General features: G+C 54.1%; 19 protein-coding genes. 9 read left to right on the top strand and 10 right to left on the bottom strand.

Annotated features, from left to right (window positions below; genetic code table 11):
* Window positions 1-13 precede the first annotated feature (13 nt).
* The 4 genes from ACP9M6_RS01295 to ACP9M6_RS01310 form a co-directional block, all read right to left on the bottom strand.
* Entirely contained in the window at window positions 14-310 is a 297-nt protein-coding gene (locus ACP9M6_RS01295) for a fatty acid desaturase (protein WP_427452747.1), read from the bottom strand.
* Window positions 311-548: 238 nt separating this feature from the next.
* Window positions 549-1259: a ChrR family anti-sigma-E factor gene (locus ACP9M6_RS01300; protein ID WP_427452749.1), complete on the bottom strand. Its 711-nt coding sequence runs from the start codon at window positions 1257-1259 to the stop codon at window positions 549-551.
* The gene (locus tag ACP9M6_RS01305; RefSeq protein ID WP_427452751.1) at window positions 1256-1885 is read right to left on the bottom strand and encodes a sigma-70 family RNA polymerase sigma factor; all 630 of its coding nucleotides are present in this window, start codon (window positions 1883-1885) and stop codon (window positions 1256-1258) included. Before ACP9M6_RS01305 ends, ACP9M6_RS01300 begins: the two co-directional genes overlap by 4 nt.
* Before the next feature lie 181 nt (window positions 1886-2066).
* Entirely contained in the window at window positions 2067-2942 is an 876-nt protein-coding gene (locus ACP9M6_RS01310) for a hypothetical protein (protein WP_427452753.1), read from the bottom strand.
* 206 nt (window positions 2943-3148) lie between these two features.
* Between ACP9M6_RS01310 and ACP9M6_RS01315 the strand changes: the two genes are divergently transcribed.
* From ACP9M6_RS01315 to ACP9M6_RS01340, 6 genes are read left to right on the top strand one after another with little or no spacing between them, the layout of a single operon-like run.
* The gene (locus ACP9M6_RS01315) at window positions 3149-3703 is read left to right on the top strand and encodes a GbsR/MarR family transcriptional regulator (RefSeq protein ID WP_427452755.1); all 555 of its coding nucleotides are present in this window, start codon (window positions 3149-3151) and stop codon (window positions 3701-3703) included.
* A gap of 21 nt (window positions 3704-3724) precedes the next feature.
* The gene (locus ACP9M6_RS01320; RefSeq protein ID WP_427452757.1) at window positions 3725-4408 is read left to right on the top strand and encodes a DUF4166 domain-containing protein; all 684 of its coding nucleotides are present in this window, start codon (window positions 3725-3727) and stop codon (window positions 4406-4408) included.
* Window positions 4405-5358, top strand: coding sequence for a hypothetical protein (locus ACP9M6_RS01325; protein WP_427452758.1), 954 nt, complete (start codon window positions 4405-4407; stop codon window positions 5356-5358). Before ACP9M6_RS01320 ends, ACP9M6_RS01325 begins: the two co-directional genes overlap by 4 nt.
* A complete protein-coding gene (locus tag ACP9M6_RS01330) occupies window positions 5351-6292 on the top strand; it encodes a fatty acid desaturase (RefSeq protein WP_427452760.1) in 942 nt (313 codons plus the stop codon). The genes ACP9M6_RS01325 and ACP9M6_RS01330 overlap by 8 nt, the downstream gene beginning before the upstream one ends.
* A gap of 12 nt (window positions 6293-6304) precedes the next feature.
* Entirely contained in the window at window positions 6305-7441 is a 1137-nt protein-coding gene (locus tag ACP9M6_RS01335; RefSeq protein ID WP_427452761.1) for a DNA recombination protein RmuC, read from the top strand.
* Complete coding sequence (locus ACP9M6_RS01340) at window positions 7441-7776, top strand: n-acetylglutamate synthase (protein ID WP_427452763.1); 336 nt, start codon at window positions 7441-7443, stop codon at window positions 7774-7776. The genes ACP9M6_RS01335 and ACP9M6_RS01340 overlap by 1 nt, the downstream gene beginning before the upstream one ends.
* Here the strand turns inward: ACP9M6_RS01340 and ACP9M6_RS01345 are convergent.
* Both ACP9M6_RS01345 and recR read right to left on the bottom strand, forming a co-directional pair.
* Window positions 7773-8501, bottom strand: coding sequence for a DUF6498-containing protein (locus ACP9M6_RS01345; RefSeq protein ID WP_427452764.1), 729 nt, complete (start codon window positions 8499-8501; stop codon window positions 7773-7775). The genes ACP9M6_RS01340 and ACP9M6_RS01345 overlap by 4 nt on opposite strands.
* 15 nt (window positions 8502-8516) lie before the next feature.
* Complete coding sequence (gene recR / locus ACP9M6_RS01350; protein WP_427452765.1) at window positions 8517-9128, bottom strand: recombination mediator RecR; 612 nt, start codon at window positions 9126-9128, stop codon at window positions 8517-8519.
* A gap of 123 nt (window positions 9129-9251) precedes the next feature.
* Between recR and ACP9M6_RS01355 the strand changes: the two genes are divergently transcribed.
* On the top strand, window positions 9252-10391 hold the full coding sequence (locus ACP9M6_RS01355; RefSeq protein ID WP_427452767.1) for an endo-1,4-beta-xylanase: 1140 nt from the start codon (window positions 9252-9254) through the stop codon (window positions 10389-10391).
* Here ACP9M6_RS01355 and ggt read toward each other — a convergent pair whose 3' ends face one another.
* The gene (gene ggt / locus ACP9M6_RS01360) at window positions 10392-12104 is read right to left on the bottom strand and encodes a gamma-glutamyltransferase (RefSeq protein WP_427452769.1); all 1713 of its coding nucleotides are present in this window, start codon (window positions 12102-12104) and stop codon (window positions 10392-10394) included. It lies immediately after the preceding gene.
* A gap of 167 nt (window positions 12105-12271) precedes the next feature.
* On the opposite strand from ggt, the gene ACP9M6_RS01365 reads away from it, so the two are divergent.
* Window positions 12272-12676, top strand: a complete 405-nt coding sequence (locus ACP9M6_RS01365; protein ID WP_427452771.1) for a PH domain-containing protein — start codon at window positions 12272-12274, stop codon at window positions 12674-12676.
* Window positions 12677-12698: 22 nt separating this feature from the next.
* Here ACP9M6_RS01365 and ACP9M6_RS01370 read toward each other — a convergent pair whose 3' ends face one another.
* The 3 genes from ACP9M6_RS01370 to ACP9M6_RS01380 form a co-directional block, all read right to left on the bottom strand.
* Entirely contained in the window at window positions 12699-13499 is an 801-nt protein-coding gene (locus ACP9M6_RS01370; RefSeq protein WP_427452772.1) for a TIM barrel protein, read from the bottom strand.
* 85 nt (window positions 13500-13584) lie between these two features.
* Entirely contained in the window at window positions 13585-13908 is a 324-nt protein-coding gene (locus tag ACP9M6_RS01375; RefSeq protein WP_427452774.1) for a YbaB/EbfC family nucleoid-associated protein, read from the bottom strand.
* Between the two features lie 2 nt (window positions 13909-13910).
* Window positions 13911-15665 (bottom strand): DNA polymerase III subunit gamma/tau, encoded by a 1755-nt coding sequence (locus tag ACP9M6_RS01380; protein WP_427452775.1) that lies wholly within the window; start codon window positions 15663-15665, stop codon window positions 13911-13913.
* Between the two features lie 113 nt (window positions 15666-15778).
* On the opposite strand from ACP9M6_RS01380, the gene ACP9M6_RS01385 reads away from it, so the two are divergent.
* A complete protein-coding gene (locus ACP9M6_RS01385) occupies window positions 15779-16435 on the top strand; it encodes a TrmH family RNA methyltransferase (protein ID WP_427452777.1) in 657 nt (218 codons plus the stop codon).
* The last annotated feature ends 16 nt before the right edge of the window (window positions 16436-16451 follow it).

Below are 16451 nucleotides of genomic sequence, written 5' to 3' on the forward strand. Positions count from 1 at the left end.
CAGATTGGAATCGTCATTTGGGGAATAGTGTTACGTATCGCGTATTTAATAAAAGCCCATAAATCGTCCTGCGTATTATCGGTATAATAAATCTCTCAATATAAGGCCTACCCTTTAGGGCCTGTTTCTTATGTTCAACATGGTGACCGTGCACATGCATGATCTTCCAATTTCCCGCCGGCATACCGGCGCTCAGGCCGAATATAATATTGAAGACCCTATTCCAGCTTCTTTTCACAAACATCGGATGATGCACGTGATTATGCAGAACATAGTTATTTCGACAAATAAGAATCCAGACGCCCCCCATATTAAAAATGAATTCAGGGAACTAAACTGCTCCAATATCGCAGCCGCCATGAGGATTAATGGACCTAGTCCTGCAAGTATAACCTGCGGGAGGTCCTCTTTATATATAAGTGTCATGTTACACGCGCCCCGTGCTTACCAATTTAGCTTAGATTTCCTAAGCTATAGATACAACTTAAGCGGTAAAACAGAGCTTTGTCTAGGTCATTTCCAAAACGACGCGATTAACGCGCCGCATTTTAAATTCCGACAACCTTCTGTATTAGTTTAGGCAGCCAGCTTTTCATCACTAACGGGCCCTCTGTCATCACGAGACAGATACAATCTTCGCCTTCCTCAATGGTCGGGGAATGTGTTTTGGTCTCGTCTTCAATATGAAGATCACCACGTCTGAACGTGCGGCCTTCGACCGTGTAGGCCCCGTTGAGAATAAGCGTCCATTCTTCACCATTATGCGAATGTTCCGGCATGCGCATGCCGCCTTTGGCTTTTAGCAGGTAAAGGCGGTCACCTTCTTCAGTACGGCGATTCCCGAGTACGTCATGAATGGCCATGCCGGGAATGAGGGATTTCCACTGAATATCTCGCAGCCCGGTTCCCCCCATCAAGTCACGAAGGGGTCTGGGCGCCACGCGTGTTTGGCGCGAAACATGATCATTCGCAGCCACGTTTTGCACCTCATCCGCCTCCCGATATGAAAGCTTTGCAAGCGTTTCGCCAATCAGAAGTGGAGATAGCGGAACAGGACGTATCTCATTGATGAGACAGGCCGCTAATTCCGTTTGAAACATCGCAGACTCTGCTAAATCAGGATTGAGCTCTACGGCGCAGGACATCAACGCGTAACGAGCAGGCGAGAGGTTTCCGGCGGCATAATCCGTGATCGCGTCATCGCGATCATTTATTGTCCGAAACAGGAGGTCTTGGGAAATCCGGATCGGCGCGCTCACAACACTTTCTCCCGCTGACGCGCCATGTTGACCTTGAGGGCCTGTATCGCGGATCGTATGCGGGTTTTGACAGTGCCAAGCGGCAGGCCGGTTTCGGCGCTTATCTGCTTGTGGGTTTTAAATTCGATAAAAGCCATACGGATGGCCATTTGCTGGGCTTCGGTCAGGAGCGCGATCTGGGCGCGAAGAATATCCGTGCTCTCTTGGCTCATGAAATTTGCTTCGGCCGACGGAACTTCGTCATCCGCGATGACCTTCATCAATTCCGGATCGCGCACATCCATGCGACCGTGCTTACGCTTATGATCTATCCATTTATTGCGGGTCATCCGGTAGACCCAGGTCGCAAAACTGGCTTTGGCAGGATCGAACATTTCCGCCTTTGTCCAAACTTTGATCATCACGTCCTGGACAATATCTTCAGCCGTGCCATTTCCAACACCGCGGGCCATCAGCCAGCCTTTCAGCTTGGGACCATAGATTTCGAAGAGGTCTGATAGAGCCTTGGCATCCTGCTTTTCTGCAATTGCAGCCAGCCATAGAGCATCTCGCTTTGCCGCACTAAGAGATTTCTTGGACGGGGTAAACCCTAATGGGCGTTTAGTCTGACTCTGTTCAGTCGTCATCGCACTCTCCTGTGTCTGGTGAGGCATTCCAAAATCTATAGTCTCTGCAAAAGCGAGTGTCATGTTCCAAAACCAGTCATTTTCAAAAAAGAATGATATATCAAGTATTTTTTGATTACGGTTAAGACTGGGGCTTGGGTTGCTTGAAACCTAGGCTGGACAAAATGTAAGGTTTAGGACGCTAAGGCGTGTAGATTGTATAGGTCACATCGGCGGCCAAGGTCCCGACACCTTGGGAAAAATCATAATTATTCCCATTAATGCCCGCACCTCGCAGGTTGTAACGCGACCTGAACCCGACGGCTTGCGTCATGATCGAGCCGTTATTACGGGCCGTCCGACGTCCGCCATCAAATACTTTGACAGGGCCGCCGGTCAAGCCAGCCAGCGTTTGCAATCCCGGACCCGCCCCAAATGTGACGCCGTCGCCGCCAACCCCGGGATCTTGTGCATTTCGACCCCATCGGTTCGCACCGCCACCGCCCGTGACGTCATATTGGAATCTATATCGGATATTCGAATAATCTAAGGCGCTAAAATCCCCGGTGGCTTGCAAGGCTGACGCTTCACCGAAAATATCGAACGCAACGTTGGATGTGACATAAAACCGTGATGCCCGCGCGCCGCCACCCAAAAGGTCGATATCCGTGCCGTCATCCAACCCGAACGCGTTATAGCTGTCATTGGCATCCAGTGTTTGATGCGGCCCTGCGGATGTGAATTGTCCGCCAAAAGTCGCGCCATTGACCTGCAATTCCCAGCCGGACCCCTCGCCGCTGGAAATCGGGTTATAGCGCCCGGAATTGTAGTTAATCGTGCGTCCGTTCACGCCAATGATATCCGGCGCGGCTTCTCCGGATGTCGCGTCATCCAAGAGATGGAAATCATAGACCACCGGCGCGACACCGCCATTTTCTGAAAAATCCGATGCGCCAAAGACGATGACAACGGCATGGGCACGGAAGAACGGTTTATCAAGGACAGAAGCAGACGCAACTGTACCGACAGCCGCACTCAGTCCGAGTGCCGCAACGGCACCAAGCGCCTTACGTCTCATGTGGTATTCCCAACCCATGAAGAGCCCATAAGAGAATTGATTGAACCTTCACCTAAGAGCTTCGGTTAACAACGCCTTAAAATCTGAAAGCTGCAAGTGTCGCAAAGACGGGTATGAGCGTTTCAAGGAGAGTCAGCGCGAAGCCGTCTCTCGAAATAATCTCTCCGGCCCTTTACAAAACACCTCCCGCTACTTATATTTCTGTCATGACAGAAATTACTGATAATAAAGCACTACCTGCCGCCGTCGAGCGTTTCGTCCTTCATTGGGGGGATATGGGCGGAACGTGGGGCGTGAACCGCACCGTCGCTCAAATTCACGCGTTGCTTTACCTCAGTGAAGCACCGCTCAATGCCGAGGACATCCAAACCCAACTCGGCGTGGCGCGGAGCAATGTCAGCAACAGCTTGAAAGAGCTTCTGACCTATAAGGTCATTCGCAAACACCCCATTCCGGGTGACCGCCGAGATCACTTCATCGCGGAGACCGATGTCTGGCAGGTCGCGAAACATATTGCCGCCGTTCGCAAGGCGCGCGAAATCGACCCCGCTTTGGACACCCTGAATGACTGCCTCGCTGCCGCGGCGGGCGACGTGCGCGTGACGGATGAGCAGATCAAACGCTTGCGCGAAATGCAAGAATTCACGGCCACGATGGACCGTTGGTACGTGAAGATGTCCTCACTTCCCTCCACGACCCTCTCCCGCCTTGTCGCCATGGGCGACACGGTGGTGAAGGTTTTGAACTTGGGACGAAAATAGAGAACATAGAGGAGCGGCAAAATGGTCGCGTTTAAATTTGAAAATGAAAACTGGGAACCGCCCCGACCGCCAGCCCCCATCGGGGATCTCCGGTTTCGGCAACTCTTTAGCGATGCGGACTGGAAAGCCCTGCCGCCCGCCGTGCGGGAACGATTTGGACGCCGCGTCGCGATTGGCGAAGCCCTCATCTATCGCGGTCACGTCAAATATAATCACGTTAATCGTTGGGGCCGGATTTTAAACAAAGCGCTGCGTTTCATCGGCGCGCCGCTGCCGCTGGACACACAAAACGCGGGGGCCGCCGCCATCGTAACTGTGACAGAGGCCCCAGATGGTGGCCAAATCTGGATGCGCCAATATGCGCGGGGCGATAGCCGGAAACCTTTTCCGCAAATCATCCAAAGTGCGAAACGTTTTACCGGCGCGACGGGCATTGAAGAGCATATCGGCAAAGGCATCGGCATGAGCCTTCGCGCTTGTGTCGAGGACCGCGAGCTTGTCTTCCGCGCGGAAGATATTTTCTGGGACATCGGAAAACTCAGACTGAAACTCCCCCGCTGGCTGGGCCCAACCGTCCTCCGCGCCGGACATGAAGAAGTCGGAAACGATTGCTTCGTCTTCACTCTCCGGCTGGAACATAAATGGTTCGGCAAAATGTTGGATCAGCGCGTTTGGTTTCAGGATGATGTGGGAGCGAAAAGATGACTTTCAAAGACCTATTAGTCGGCGGACCAAAACCCGTCTGGATTCGTTTTCTCCTCATCATCGGGGCCGCTACCCTGCTCACGCGACTGGGGCTCGATTCCCGCTTTGCGCAGACCTCGCTCTTCTATTGCCTCATCCCCTACCTCATCGGGGTCGTGCTCTATATTTTTATCCCGCAGCCGCAAGGGTGGTCCAAGCCCAAGCGGTTTGCGCGGCATATGCTGGCGGCGCTTATCGTCATGCTGGCGAGCTCGGCTATCCTGTTTGAGGGATTTCTCTGCGTCTTAATGGCCGCGCCGATCTATCTCTTCTTTGCGAGTCTGACCTTTGCCTTTGGTCAGTCTCATCCGAATTATGATGAGAAACGCGTCAGCGACGTGTTTCGCGTTTCCGTCGTACCCGTCATTATTGCGATTATTTCCATTGAAGGCATGACGGATAAGACCAGCTTCCCGCGCGAAGAAGTCATCACGCGAACTCAGGTCCTCAACCTGACGTCGGAACAGATACACGCCAATCTCGCCAAGCCCGTTCACATGGAGGGTGAGCGCAGCAAGTTTCTCTCCCTCTTCCCCCTGCCAGAAAAAGTGGAAGCGAACGGCTTTGCCCAAGGCGAGGTCCATAAAGCCTTTTTCACCTATCGGCGTTGGGGTTTCACCAATGTCCATAAGGGCGAAACCTGGGTGCGTATGAAGACCGTCAAGCCGCTGAAAATCGAAACGGAAGTCACGAAAGATACGAGCTATTTCTCACATTACCTCACCGTGCACGGCACGCAGATCGACATGGTCCCACAGACTGACGGCACAACGGAAGTCAGTCTGACCATCCGCTACCGTCGCGAGTTGGACCCAGCCTGGTATTTCGGCCCGATGCAGCGCAAGGCGATACGCGAAAGTGCGGATTATCTGCTGACCCATGTTATCGGAAAAGGTGCCGACGATGCGTGATATTACGGACAGGATTGACCTCGCAAGAGGGAATGACGCCCTGACGGGGCGCATGGTGTGGGCACCGGCCAAATCGTTGTGGTATTGTTTTCACACCCTCATCTGGCTGACTCTTGGCAGTTTTTATTTCAGCTGGGGTGCAGTCGCCGCCTTTCTCCTGCTCTCCATCATCATTCTCTGCGGCGGACATAGCCTGGGTATGCACCGCAAACTCATCCATGACAGTTTTGACTGCCCGCTCTGGCTGGAACGGTTTGGCGTCTATCTCGGCACGCTGGTCGGATTAGGCGGGCCTTTCACGATGATGCGCGCCCATGATATGCGCGACTGGGCGCAGCGTCAGAGCGATTGCCATCCCTTCTTTTCCCAACACAGCTCGATTGCACGGGATTGGCTGTGGCAAATGCATATGACCCTGAGTCTTCGGGATGGACCCAAGATGGTCTATCCGGAAAAGCTCACGCGCGACCCCGTTATGATCTGGTTGCAACGGACAGTCTGGCTGCAGCAGCTCCCGATTGCACTGGCGCTTTATTATCTCGGCGGATGGGGTTTTGTCGCTTGGGGCGTGAGCGGGCGGATTATCATTTCCATTACCGGCCATTGGCTGATCGGCTGGTTCGCGCATAATCACGGACCGCGCGATTGGCATATCCACGGACATGCCACCCAAGGCTATAATGTGCCTGGCCCACTCGCCCTCTTTGGCTTTATCAGCTTTGGTGAGTGCTGGCACAATAATCACCACGCCTTCCCCGAAAGTGCGAAACTCGGCCTTATGCGCGGGCAAGTCGATCCCGGCTGGTGGGTGTTGAAAGCGTTGGAGAAAGTTGGTCTTGTTCGCAATCTTGTGCGGCCCGAAGACATTCCTCACAGGGCAGAGCTACGACCCACCTTCCCAACACCGAAAAAACGTGCCACATCCCTGCCGTAAGGGAGAACAAAGATGGAACCCGTGTTTCGCTTTTCCGGTGCGTCGATCACCGTGACAGAAATTTTGCTGGCCGCGATATTGGTGCTGGTGGCGATCATCCTGACATGGGCCGTGATGCGTCGCGGGCAGACCTCTGAAGCGCGGGAATTGCAAAAACATCTGGCCGAGATGCGCGGCGAGCAATCGCGCCTTCAAGGCCGCCTCGCGCAATTTGCCGAGGATAGCGAGCGGCGCGATGCGAACTTTGCCGAGGTCCTCGATACACGTCTCGCCAATGTAACGGACCGCGTCGGGCAATCGCTGGCGCAGGTTCAGACCCGCAATCACGAAAGCCTGTCCAAGCTGAATGAGCGGCTCGGCCTGATCGATGCGGCGCAAAATAATATCAAGACGCTGGCGGGCGAAGTCTCCGGCCTACAATCCGTCCTGTCCAATAAACAGGCACGGGGAGCCTTTGGCGAGAAGCAAATGCAGGACCTGATCAGCGCTTTCCTGCCCGCGCGCGCGTTCTCATTCCAACATACGCTGTCAAATAATACGCGCGTCGACGCCCTCATCCATATGCCGGACGGACATGGCGACGTCGCCGTGGACAGTAAATTCCCGATGGAAAGCTGGCGGCAATTGGTAGAGGCGGAAAATACTTTTGAGGCGGAGAGTGCCGACCGCACATTTCGCAATGATATGTTGAAACATATAAAGGACATTTCGCGAAAATATTTAATTCAAGATGAGACTTATGAACTAGCGCTGCTCTTCCTCCCGTCTGATGCGATTTTTGCGGAACTTCATTCCCGCTTTGATACCGTGGTTGATAAGGGGTTTTCGCAGCGCGTGGTCATCGTTTCGCCCACGACCTTCATGGCGACGCTGCACACAATGCAGGCTGTGATGAATGATGCGGATATTCAGAAAAATGCCGCACTGATCAAACGCGAAGTCGCGACAATGGCAGAGGACGTCGCACGGTTGGATGAACGGGTCGCGAAACTGCAAAAACATTTCGGGCAGGCCGAACAGGACATTGGCGATATTCGGATTTCCACGCGGAAAATCACGTCTCGCGCCTCAAAGATTGGCAATGTGGAATTCGACTCAATTGAAGAAGAGCTCCCGCAACTTAAGCTCGTCTCGGATGGAGAGAACTGATGTGGTATGGTGGACGCTTATTCAGACCGATCAAATCTTCTAAATCATCTGAGACGACAACAGATACAATTTTCAAATATGAACAGGTCGGGGATATGGTCACGGCAACTTATTCGGGTGGACAGGTCAGGTATGGCCATCTGATTGGACAGGTTCGACCAGACGGAAAGCTTGATATGCGCTACCACCATATGGACCGGATGGGGCAACTCCGCACAGGGGTTTGCCTGACCACGCCGGAAGTCTTGGACAGCGGACGGTTACGCTTACATGAGGATTGGCAATGGACCTGTGGCAGCCATTCCAAGGGTCAGTCTGTTCTCGAAGAGATTTAACCTTTATCCGTCACGCCCGGATTTATCAGGCTCTTAATATCGGAATGTTCCACTTGATGCGCGAACAGGTCCACGACGGTTTTTATTAGGACGAGCATGATAAGCGTGCCGAGACCTTCATTAAAGATGAGCGATAAAAATCCGCCAAAAATAATGACGACATGCAGCACGACAATCCGCGTATAGGGCATGAACATCTGCACATTGGCGGACCGTGTTTGATATTCTTTCTTCCCGTAAAAATTCACGAGCATGGAAATGAAATGACTCAGAGCGAGACCCAATAACGACCAGAGCAATAACCCACCCGCCAAGGCCGTGGGGAGATCTGAAAATTTCGGCATAGCTTTAAACGAGCTCTGGATGAACATGTAATGGCCGTAGCAGAAAATGCCGTAATGGACGGAGAAGAAGACGGCGAGAAAGATAAGGCCGGCCAATGGCGCGGGTTTTCCGGCATTAACATGGCCCTCATAATTACCCCGGGATTGAGACCTGTCTCTCATAGCTTTTGTCTCTTCGCCCGGACGCGGTGTTACCCCACGGCAGGACAGAAGCTTCGGAATGTTCAAGACACCAATCACCACATTCTCCAGCCAATAGAGGAAGATAATTGTTCCCGCATCCCAGCCGAAAAAGAAAACCCCGATTAGCGGGATTAGATTCATCGCGATGAGAGCCAGACTGGCCGGTGTGTATTGGAAATTTTTAATGAGTTTTAACATGCGCCCCGCACTCCGTTAAAAGGGCCGTCGGCTCTTCATGGCCGCTGTTATCGTGCCGTCATCCAGATAATCCAATTCTCCTCCTACAGGAACACCATGCGCGAGACGGGAAATCGTGACGCCCGTGCGTTCCAGATGATCGGTGATGTAATGCGCCGTCGTTTGACCGTCCACAGTCGCATTCATGGCGAGAATGACTTCCGCAACATCGCCCTGCTCGCCTCCGGCACGACGGATGAGCGAGGCTATATTCAAGTCCTCAGGTCGGACACCGTCCAGCGCAGAGAGTGTCCCACCCAGTACATGATATTGCCCGCGAAACGCGCCCGCGCGCTCCATCGCCCAGAGGTCCGATACATCCTGCACAACGCAGATCGTCGTCTTGTCCCTGTTCGGCGCAGCACAGATATGGCAAGGGTTTGCAGAGTTGACATTCCCACAAGTCCCGCATTCCGTAATCCGCTCCGCCGCCTCCCCGAGCGCGAGAGAGAGCGGTTTCATCAACGCGTCCGGTTTCTTGAGCAGAGCCAGAGCGGCGCGTCGTGCGGAACGCGGACCCAACCCCGGCAGTTTCGCCAATAATCCGATCAAGCGGTCGATTTCAGGGCTGACGGAATATTTCGACATAGGTCGGCTATAGAGTCTGTCGGGACGGTTTTCCAGTATTCTGATACACCGAAGAATTTCTATAATGACAACGTTGTCTTTTTTGCCTATGTCGACCTAGATTTTCATATTTTGGAGCGCCCCATGTCCACAACCCGTCGCCAAGTTCTCGCTGGATCTCTTGCTTTAGGGGGAAGTGCCGCGCTGCTCTCCGCCTGCGGAACCGTTACATCAGAGGCCCCGACTCTGTCCGGTCCAGGACTGAACGCGATTGCGAAAACCAAAGGCCTACGTTTTGGGACAGCCATCAGCAGCGGGGCCCTCAAAGACCCGCGCTATCTCGACATTATCCGTCATGATTGCGGCAGTCTTGTCGCAGAGAATGAGCATAAGATTTATGTCGTCCAAGGACAGGAAGGACTGTATCAATTTGACCGCGGTGACGCGATTGTCGATTTTGCACAGGCCAATGACATGGCGATGCGTGGTCATGTCCTGCTCTGGAATCGCGATGAGTTCCTGCCCGGCTGGATGAAAGACAAGGATTTTGGAGACAATCCCCGCGCAGCGATGGAGGCTTATCTCGACGACTATCTCACCGCAATGCTGACTCATTATCAGGGCACAATTAAGAGTTGGGATGTCGTGAATGAAACCATTGATCCAGCAACAGGCCTGCCGCGCGAAACGCTCTTCACACAGACTTTCGGACCGGATGTCGTCGACTGGGCGTTCCGCAAAGCCCGCGCCGTCGCGCCGGACACGCAACTCGTCTATAATGATTATATGATCTGGGAGCCGGGGAATGAGAAACACCGGACGGGCATATTAAAATTGCTGGAAGGGTTTCGCAGCCGCGATGTGCCGATTGATGCCTTCGGGATTCAATCCCATCTCGGTACGGGGGATGGATCGGTTCGAAATACGTACCCGGACCCGCAACGCCGTGAATGGCGGAATTTTGTCGATGAGATTGTCGGCATGGGGTATGACCTTATTTTATCCGAATTTGACGTGAACGACACGCGCATTCCGGCAGACATCGCAACACGCGATCAAATGATGGCTGATTATGGCGGCGCCTTTCTGGACATGATGCTGGATTATAAAGAGGTCAGCGAAATTCTCGCTTGGGGGATGGCGGATCATCATAGTTGGCTGCGAACATGGTGGCCGCGCGAGGACGGCGTGATTAAACGTCCCGGATTATATGATGACAAATATCAGCCCAAACCGCTTTACTATGCGGTTCAGAAGGCTCTCAAAAACGCCCCGTCTAGGTAGTTAATTCCCAATCGCGTCGGATTTCGGCCCGCGCGGGTCGGCTGCGCCTGCGATATAACCGTCCCCCGCCATGCCCACCGAGTTCACACGCCCCAGAACTGTCTGCGCAAATCCGCCCGTCTCGTCCTTTGGCAGGTTATGCCCCATCGCTTCCAGCAAGCGAAGCGTGTCGATATTAATCGTCGGTTCCGTGGCGACCATATCCGGCAGCCATTGATGATGGATGCGCCCGCGATGTGTGGCTTCCGCGAGGTTCATCTCCCACTCCATCACATTCAGCGCGACTTGCAGGACCGAGGTGATAATGGTCGACCCGCCGGGCGAGCCCGTGGCCAGAACGACGTCGCCGTCTTTCATCACCATCATCGGTGTCATGGAGGAAAGCGGTCGCTTGCGCGGTTCGATCTTATTGGCTTCCCCGCCAATTAATCCATAGCCATTGGGCGCGCCGGGCTTGGCCGAAAAATCATCCATTTCATTATTGAGCAGGAACCCCGCCCCGTCGACGGAGTAACCGGAGCCATAGGAAAAGTTGAGCGTATAGGTCACAGACACCGCGTTCCCCTCCGCATCCATGACGGAATAATGGGTGGTGTTGACAGGTTCGGGCATCAGCTCTGACCCCGGTAAAATATCCGAGGAGAGAGAGGCTTTCGTCAAATCAATCGTGTCCCGCAATCGGTCCGCATAAGCCTTATCGGTCAGTTCCGCGACGGGTACTTCAACGAAATCCGGATCACCCAGATATTTGGAGCGGTCCGCATAGGCCCGCCGCATCGATTCAATTAATTTATGCAAATAGGCAGCGGAATTATGGCCATCCGCCTGCAGGTCATAACCCTCCAGAATGTTCAGCATCTGGACAATATGCACCCCGCCCGAGGACGGCGGAGACATGGCTGCAATCTCGTAACCGCGATAGGTTCCGCGCACGGGGTCTCGCGTGACGGTCTCGTAATTGGCGAGGTCATCTGCTGAAATCAGACCCATAGCCCGTCCCTGCCCCTGCGCCATTTCGGCTACAATTAATTCCGCTGTCGGACCGGCATAAAATCCGTCCGCCCCTTGACGCAAAATCCGGCGGAGGGTCCTGGCGAGGTCCGGCTGTTTCCAGATATCCCCCGCCTGATGACCCAGAAAATAGTCTACGGAGCTTTCGTCCAGTTCGAACTGTTCCCGTGCAGAGGCGAGGCTTTGCGCCAATGCAGGTGTGACCTCTATCCCGTCCGCGGCGAGCCGTATGGCCGGACCCATAACCTGACGACGGCTCATCGTGCCGTAAGATTCTAACGCGTCCAGCAAACCCATGACGGTTCCGGGGACGCCGGCCGAGGCGCGGCTGAATTGCGCCAACTCATTATCCACCTCGCCCGTGCGGTTCAGATACATATCGCGGCTGGCACGGGAGGGTGCCATTTCGCGGAAATCTATCGCAATGGTCACGTCGGTCTCCCCCATATGGACGAGCATAAACCCGCCACCACCGAGGTTACCCGCCTGCGGATGGGTCACGGCCAGCGCAAAGCCCGTCGCCACCGCCGCATCTACGGCATTACCGCCGCGTCCGAGAATATCTGCCCCAACCTGCGCCGCGACCGCTTCCTGCGTGCTGACCATACCGCCTTTGGACAGGACAGGATGGTGGATCGTCCCGTAATCGAAAACGGCGTTCGCCCCGACATTGGACTCAGCGGCGTGAGCGGGTAGCGTCAATAAAGATATCGCGAGACAGGATATAAGGCTTCGTATAATCATGCCGTAACCATTGCGATGTTTTGACGAAGAGGCAAGCCCCGGAAAGACGGCACAAAGCAAGATATCTCTAGTTTCACCCTGCCGCCCGCCATAAGCTAAATATAAGATAAGTTAGGAAGAGTCGCGTGAATATCTATAGATCAAAAATCGACCTCTGGCTGATCGCGGTTCTGGGCGGTTCGATCCTCCTCCCTCTCATTCTGTTTATATTTCTGGGCGGGCCGTTATGGCTTATCATCGTGATCCTCGCGCCGATGGCGGGGTTTATCATCTGGCTCTATCTGGCGACCCGGTATGAAATCCGTGAAACAGACCTGATCATTCATGGCGGACTTTTCAAAATCGAGATGTCTCGAAACTCGATTATATCCATCAGGAAAAGTCGAAACCCCCTGTCCAGCCCCGCCTTTTCATTGGATAGATTAGAAATTAAATATGGCGCAAATAAAATGGTCCTCATCTCCCCCAAAGATGAGGCGGGTTTTTTAGACGCGCTGGGTTGGTCAGGCAGATTATCGCCGCCGGATTAAAGCTATATCTGGAGCAAAATTTTCAGTCTAACTCTGTCGCCAATGCCAGAATATCTGTGATCGCCTGCGCGTAATCGCCGTCCTGCGCCCAGAACTCCAGCCCGATCGGCTTGTCATAACCGCCCGAACGGACCTGCCGGATGACATTGGCGTAGTTGACATCACCTGTTCCGGGCTGTCCCCGGTCCGGTGTATCGGCAAGTTGGACATAACAGATCGTGTCGGCGTGCCGTTTGAGATTGCCAATTAATTCGCCCTCATGCCGTTGCATATGGAACAGATCCCAATTCAATTTCACGAAGGGCGAGTTGACGGCGCGGACAATGTCGACCGCTTCGGCGCTGCCATAGATAAAATGTCCAGGATGGTCATAAGGGTTAAACGGCTCAATCGCGGCAAAGACTTCGGCGTCTTCGAAAATTGGCGCGGCGGCGGCCATATGGTCCTGATAGGCGCTCAGGCTATCAGATTTTGAAATGCCCTCGACATCCTGATGACCTGTAACTGTCACAATATCTGTATTGAGAATGCGCGCATTCTCGACCGCGCGTTTGCAATTTTCCAAAAATTTGTCCTGGACATTGGGCCGTGCGAGTTCGGGGGCATCACCGACAATCTGCGCAACCTTCACGCCCGCATCATTCGCGAGCCCGGCAAGTTCCGCCGCGTCACGGTCCCAACTGTCAATGAACCAAAATTCGACGTGAGAAAAACCGTCTGCGGCCGCCTTATCAAACCGCGCCTCGAAGGGCAGGTCAGCATACCAACTTTCCACATTTAGCGCGAAGCCGGAAAGGAGATCGCGGCGACTGTCTTCCGTCATGACGCTGTCTCCTCTTGGTGTTTTTGGCACGCAAGCAATAAGCCCCGCAGCTATTCCCAACCCCATTGCGCCGCGTCTGTTCATATTAAAACGGCATCTTCATGCCGGGCGGCAATTGGATATCCCCCATCGCGGCTTTCATCGTTTCCGCCTGCGCCTGATCGAGTTTGACTTTGGCGTCTTGGAACGCCGCCACGATGAGGTCTTCGACAACTTCTTTATCTTCACTCGTCATCAGGGATGGGTCTATTTCCAGCGCTTTCATATTGCCGCCACCCGCCAGCGTGACAGTCACGAGGCCGCCGCCCGAACGACCAATCGCGGTCAGATCCGCAACCTGTTCCTGCGCGAGTTGCATATTTTTCTGCATATCTTTGGCCTGTTTCATCAGGCCCATCAGGTCTTTCATGTCTAATTATCCTTGTCGAAATCAGAGTGGATGACGTTTGTGGGACGATCTTTAATCCCGAGAAGTTTCGCATTTTTCAGCATTGGATGTTGGAAGGCGGGATGGGAGAAATCCTTCTCCTTCTGTGCGGCGACGCTCGCTTTGCGTTGCTCAGCCAGAGGCGGTTCGCCCGCGTCATCAGAAGGCGAGACAATCCAGAGATCACCCGTCATCTCCTGCAGCTCTGCTACGATTTTCCCGATCAAGCTGTTCTGACGCGGGTCAGTGATATTGATTTTTATCGCGCCGCGTTTGAAACTGACGAGGCGGATATAGCGCTCCAGATCATATTTCAGTTTGATTTTCGTCGCGGGTAACGCGTCGACAAATTCTGCGAAGCTGCCAAGCTCCAACGCGGGCTTAGGCGGCGTGACGGGTTTGGGCGCTTCCAATGCCGCGACCGTGCCGGAGCCATCACTTGATCCCACAGCCTGTGTTGACACGCCGGAGCCAGAGACGGAAGTGGACGCGGTTCCGCCGCCAACCACGGGCGACATAATCGGAAGGCCCGGCCCGCCATCGGCCTGTATCTTCTGCGCCTGTTCAATAATCGCAGCCGCGAGTTCCGGTGGCGGCATTTGCCCGGCCAGCGATAATTTCAACAGCGCCATTTCCGCCGCGGCGAGGGGTGCGGGCGCTTGGCGCACATCATTATAGGCCGCACTGAGGACCTGCCAGAGGCGCGTTAATTGTCCGATGGATTGCGTCGCAGATAGATCGCGCATCCGCGTCGCCTGATCCGGCGCCATATCAAATTCAGCCAAGTCGCCCAACGTCTTGGCGCGGCTGACCTCGTGACAGACATCCAGCAGGTCGCGCATCACGACCGCCGGATCCGCGCCGTCATCATATTGCGCGCGCATTTCCAGCAATGCACCTTTTGTGTCACCAGATGCGGCCATCGCAAAGAGGTCGAGAATGCGGACGCGGTCGGCGAGACCTAACATCGTGCGGACTTGTTCACCCGTGACTTCATCGCCGGACAAGCCCGCCTGCACAATCGCTTGGTCGAGCAAGGACAAGCCGTCCCGCACAGAGCCTTCCGCCGCGCGGGCGATCATGGCGAGACCTTCATCGGAGATTTTCACGTCTTCCTTGTCGGAAATTCCGCGCAAGTGATCCGAGAGGACGGAAGCCTCGACCCGGCGCAGATCAAACCGCTGACACCGGGACAGGACCGTAATCGGCACTTTGCGAATTTCCGTCGTCGCAAAGATGAATTTCGCGTGGTCGGGCGGCTCTTCCAGTGTCTTCAACAGCGCGTTAAACGCACCCGCCGAGAGCATGTGCACCTCATCAATGATATAGACTTTATAACGCGCCGTGGCAGGCGCGTAGCGCACACCATCCAGCAGCTCACGCATATTCTCGACACCCGTTCGCGACGCGGCATCCATTTCCAGCACATCCATGTGAGAGCTGGCCATGATAAGCTCGCAATGCTGACCCCGCGTGGACAGATCGACACTCGGGCCTTTGACGTCTTTCGTCTCATAATTGAGTGCCCGCGCGAGAAGTCGCGCCGTCGTCGTCTTACCGATGCCGCGCACGCCCGTCAGCATGAAGGCATGGGCCACGCGGTTCGCCTCGAACGCATTTTTCAGCGTCGTGACCATCGCGTCCTGCCCGATCATATCCTCAAAGGTGGAAGGCCGGTATTTCCGCGCCAGAACCTGATAAGATTCCTGGTCACCAAACATAGAAGGGGCGTCGCTCATGGGAGGGATATAGGCCGCGCGAGCGAAGATGGAAAGCGCGGGCGCGGGACGGTCCACAGATAAGGCGGCTCAACCCGGCTTGCACCTTTGCGCCTCGGCTTTATGTTGCCTGTATGGATCAGGAAGAAACAAAAAAGTCAAAACCCGGTGTTAGGAAGCGTGCCGACGCCATCAAGCCCTATTTGTGCAAACATTTGATTGCCGTGCTGGAGTGTCCGAGGGATATTCTCAACATTGGAACAGTTATTCGCAACGTGAATGCAATGGGCGTTGAGAAAGTCTATATTGTAGACCCAACGCATAAGCTTCCAGACGATTGGCAAGACATGCGGGATCGTAGGAAATTAGCGTCTACATCGGTGTCCGCTGTCAAATGGACCTTTGTCAAACGTTTCGACAGCACAACGGATTGTTTGGATCACTTGGAGAAAAACGGCTTTACCTCAATTGTCACGTCACCTCATCGGAAAGGCAAAGAGAGCCTTTACCTTCACGAAGGCGACTTTACACAATATCCTAAACTTGCCGTTTGGTTTGGCAGTGAAGGGTCGGGTATTAGCGAAGAAGCCGTTGAGCGTTGTGAAATGTGCGTCGCCGTGCCAATGTTTGGTATGATTGAAAGCCTGAACCTCGGAACGAGTTCAGGCATCGTCTTATACGAGGTTACGAAGCAAAGACGTGAATATCAGAGCCGTTTTCGCAAGAAAGGCCAGCGAGCAGAACGCGCTAATCTTCTGCCGACTGAAATGCCCCTGACAGATACGCATTAGTCTCCACCCGCAAGCC

The organism is Litorimonas sp. WD9-15 (assembly GCF_050271975.1).
Lineage (GTDB): Bacteria > Pseudomonadota > Alphaproteobacteria > Caulobacterales > Maricaulaceae > Litorimonas.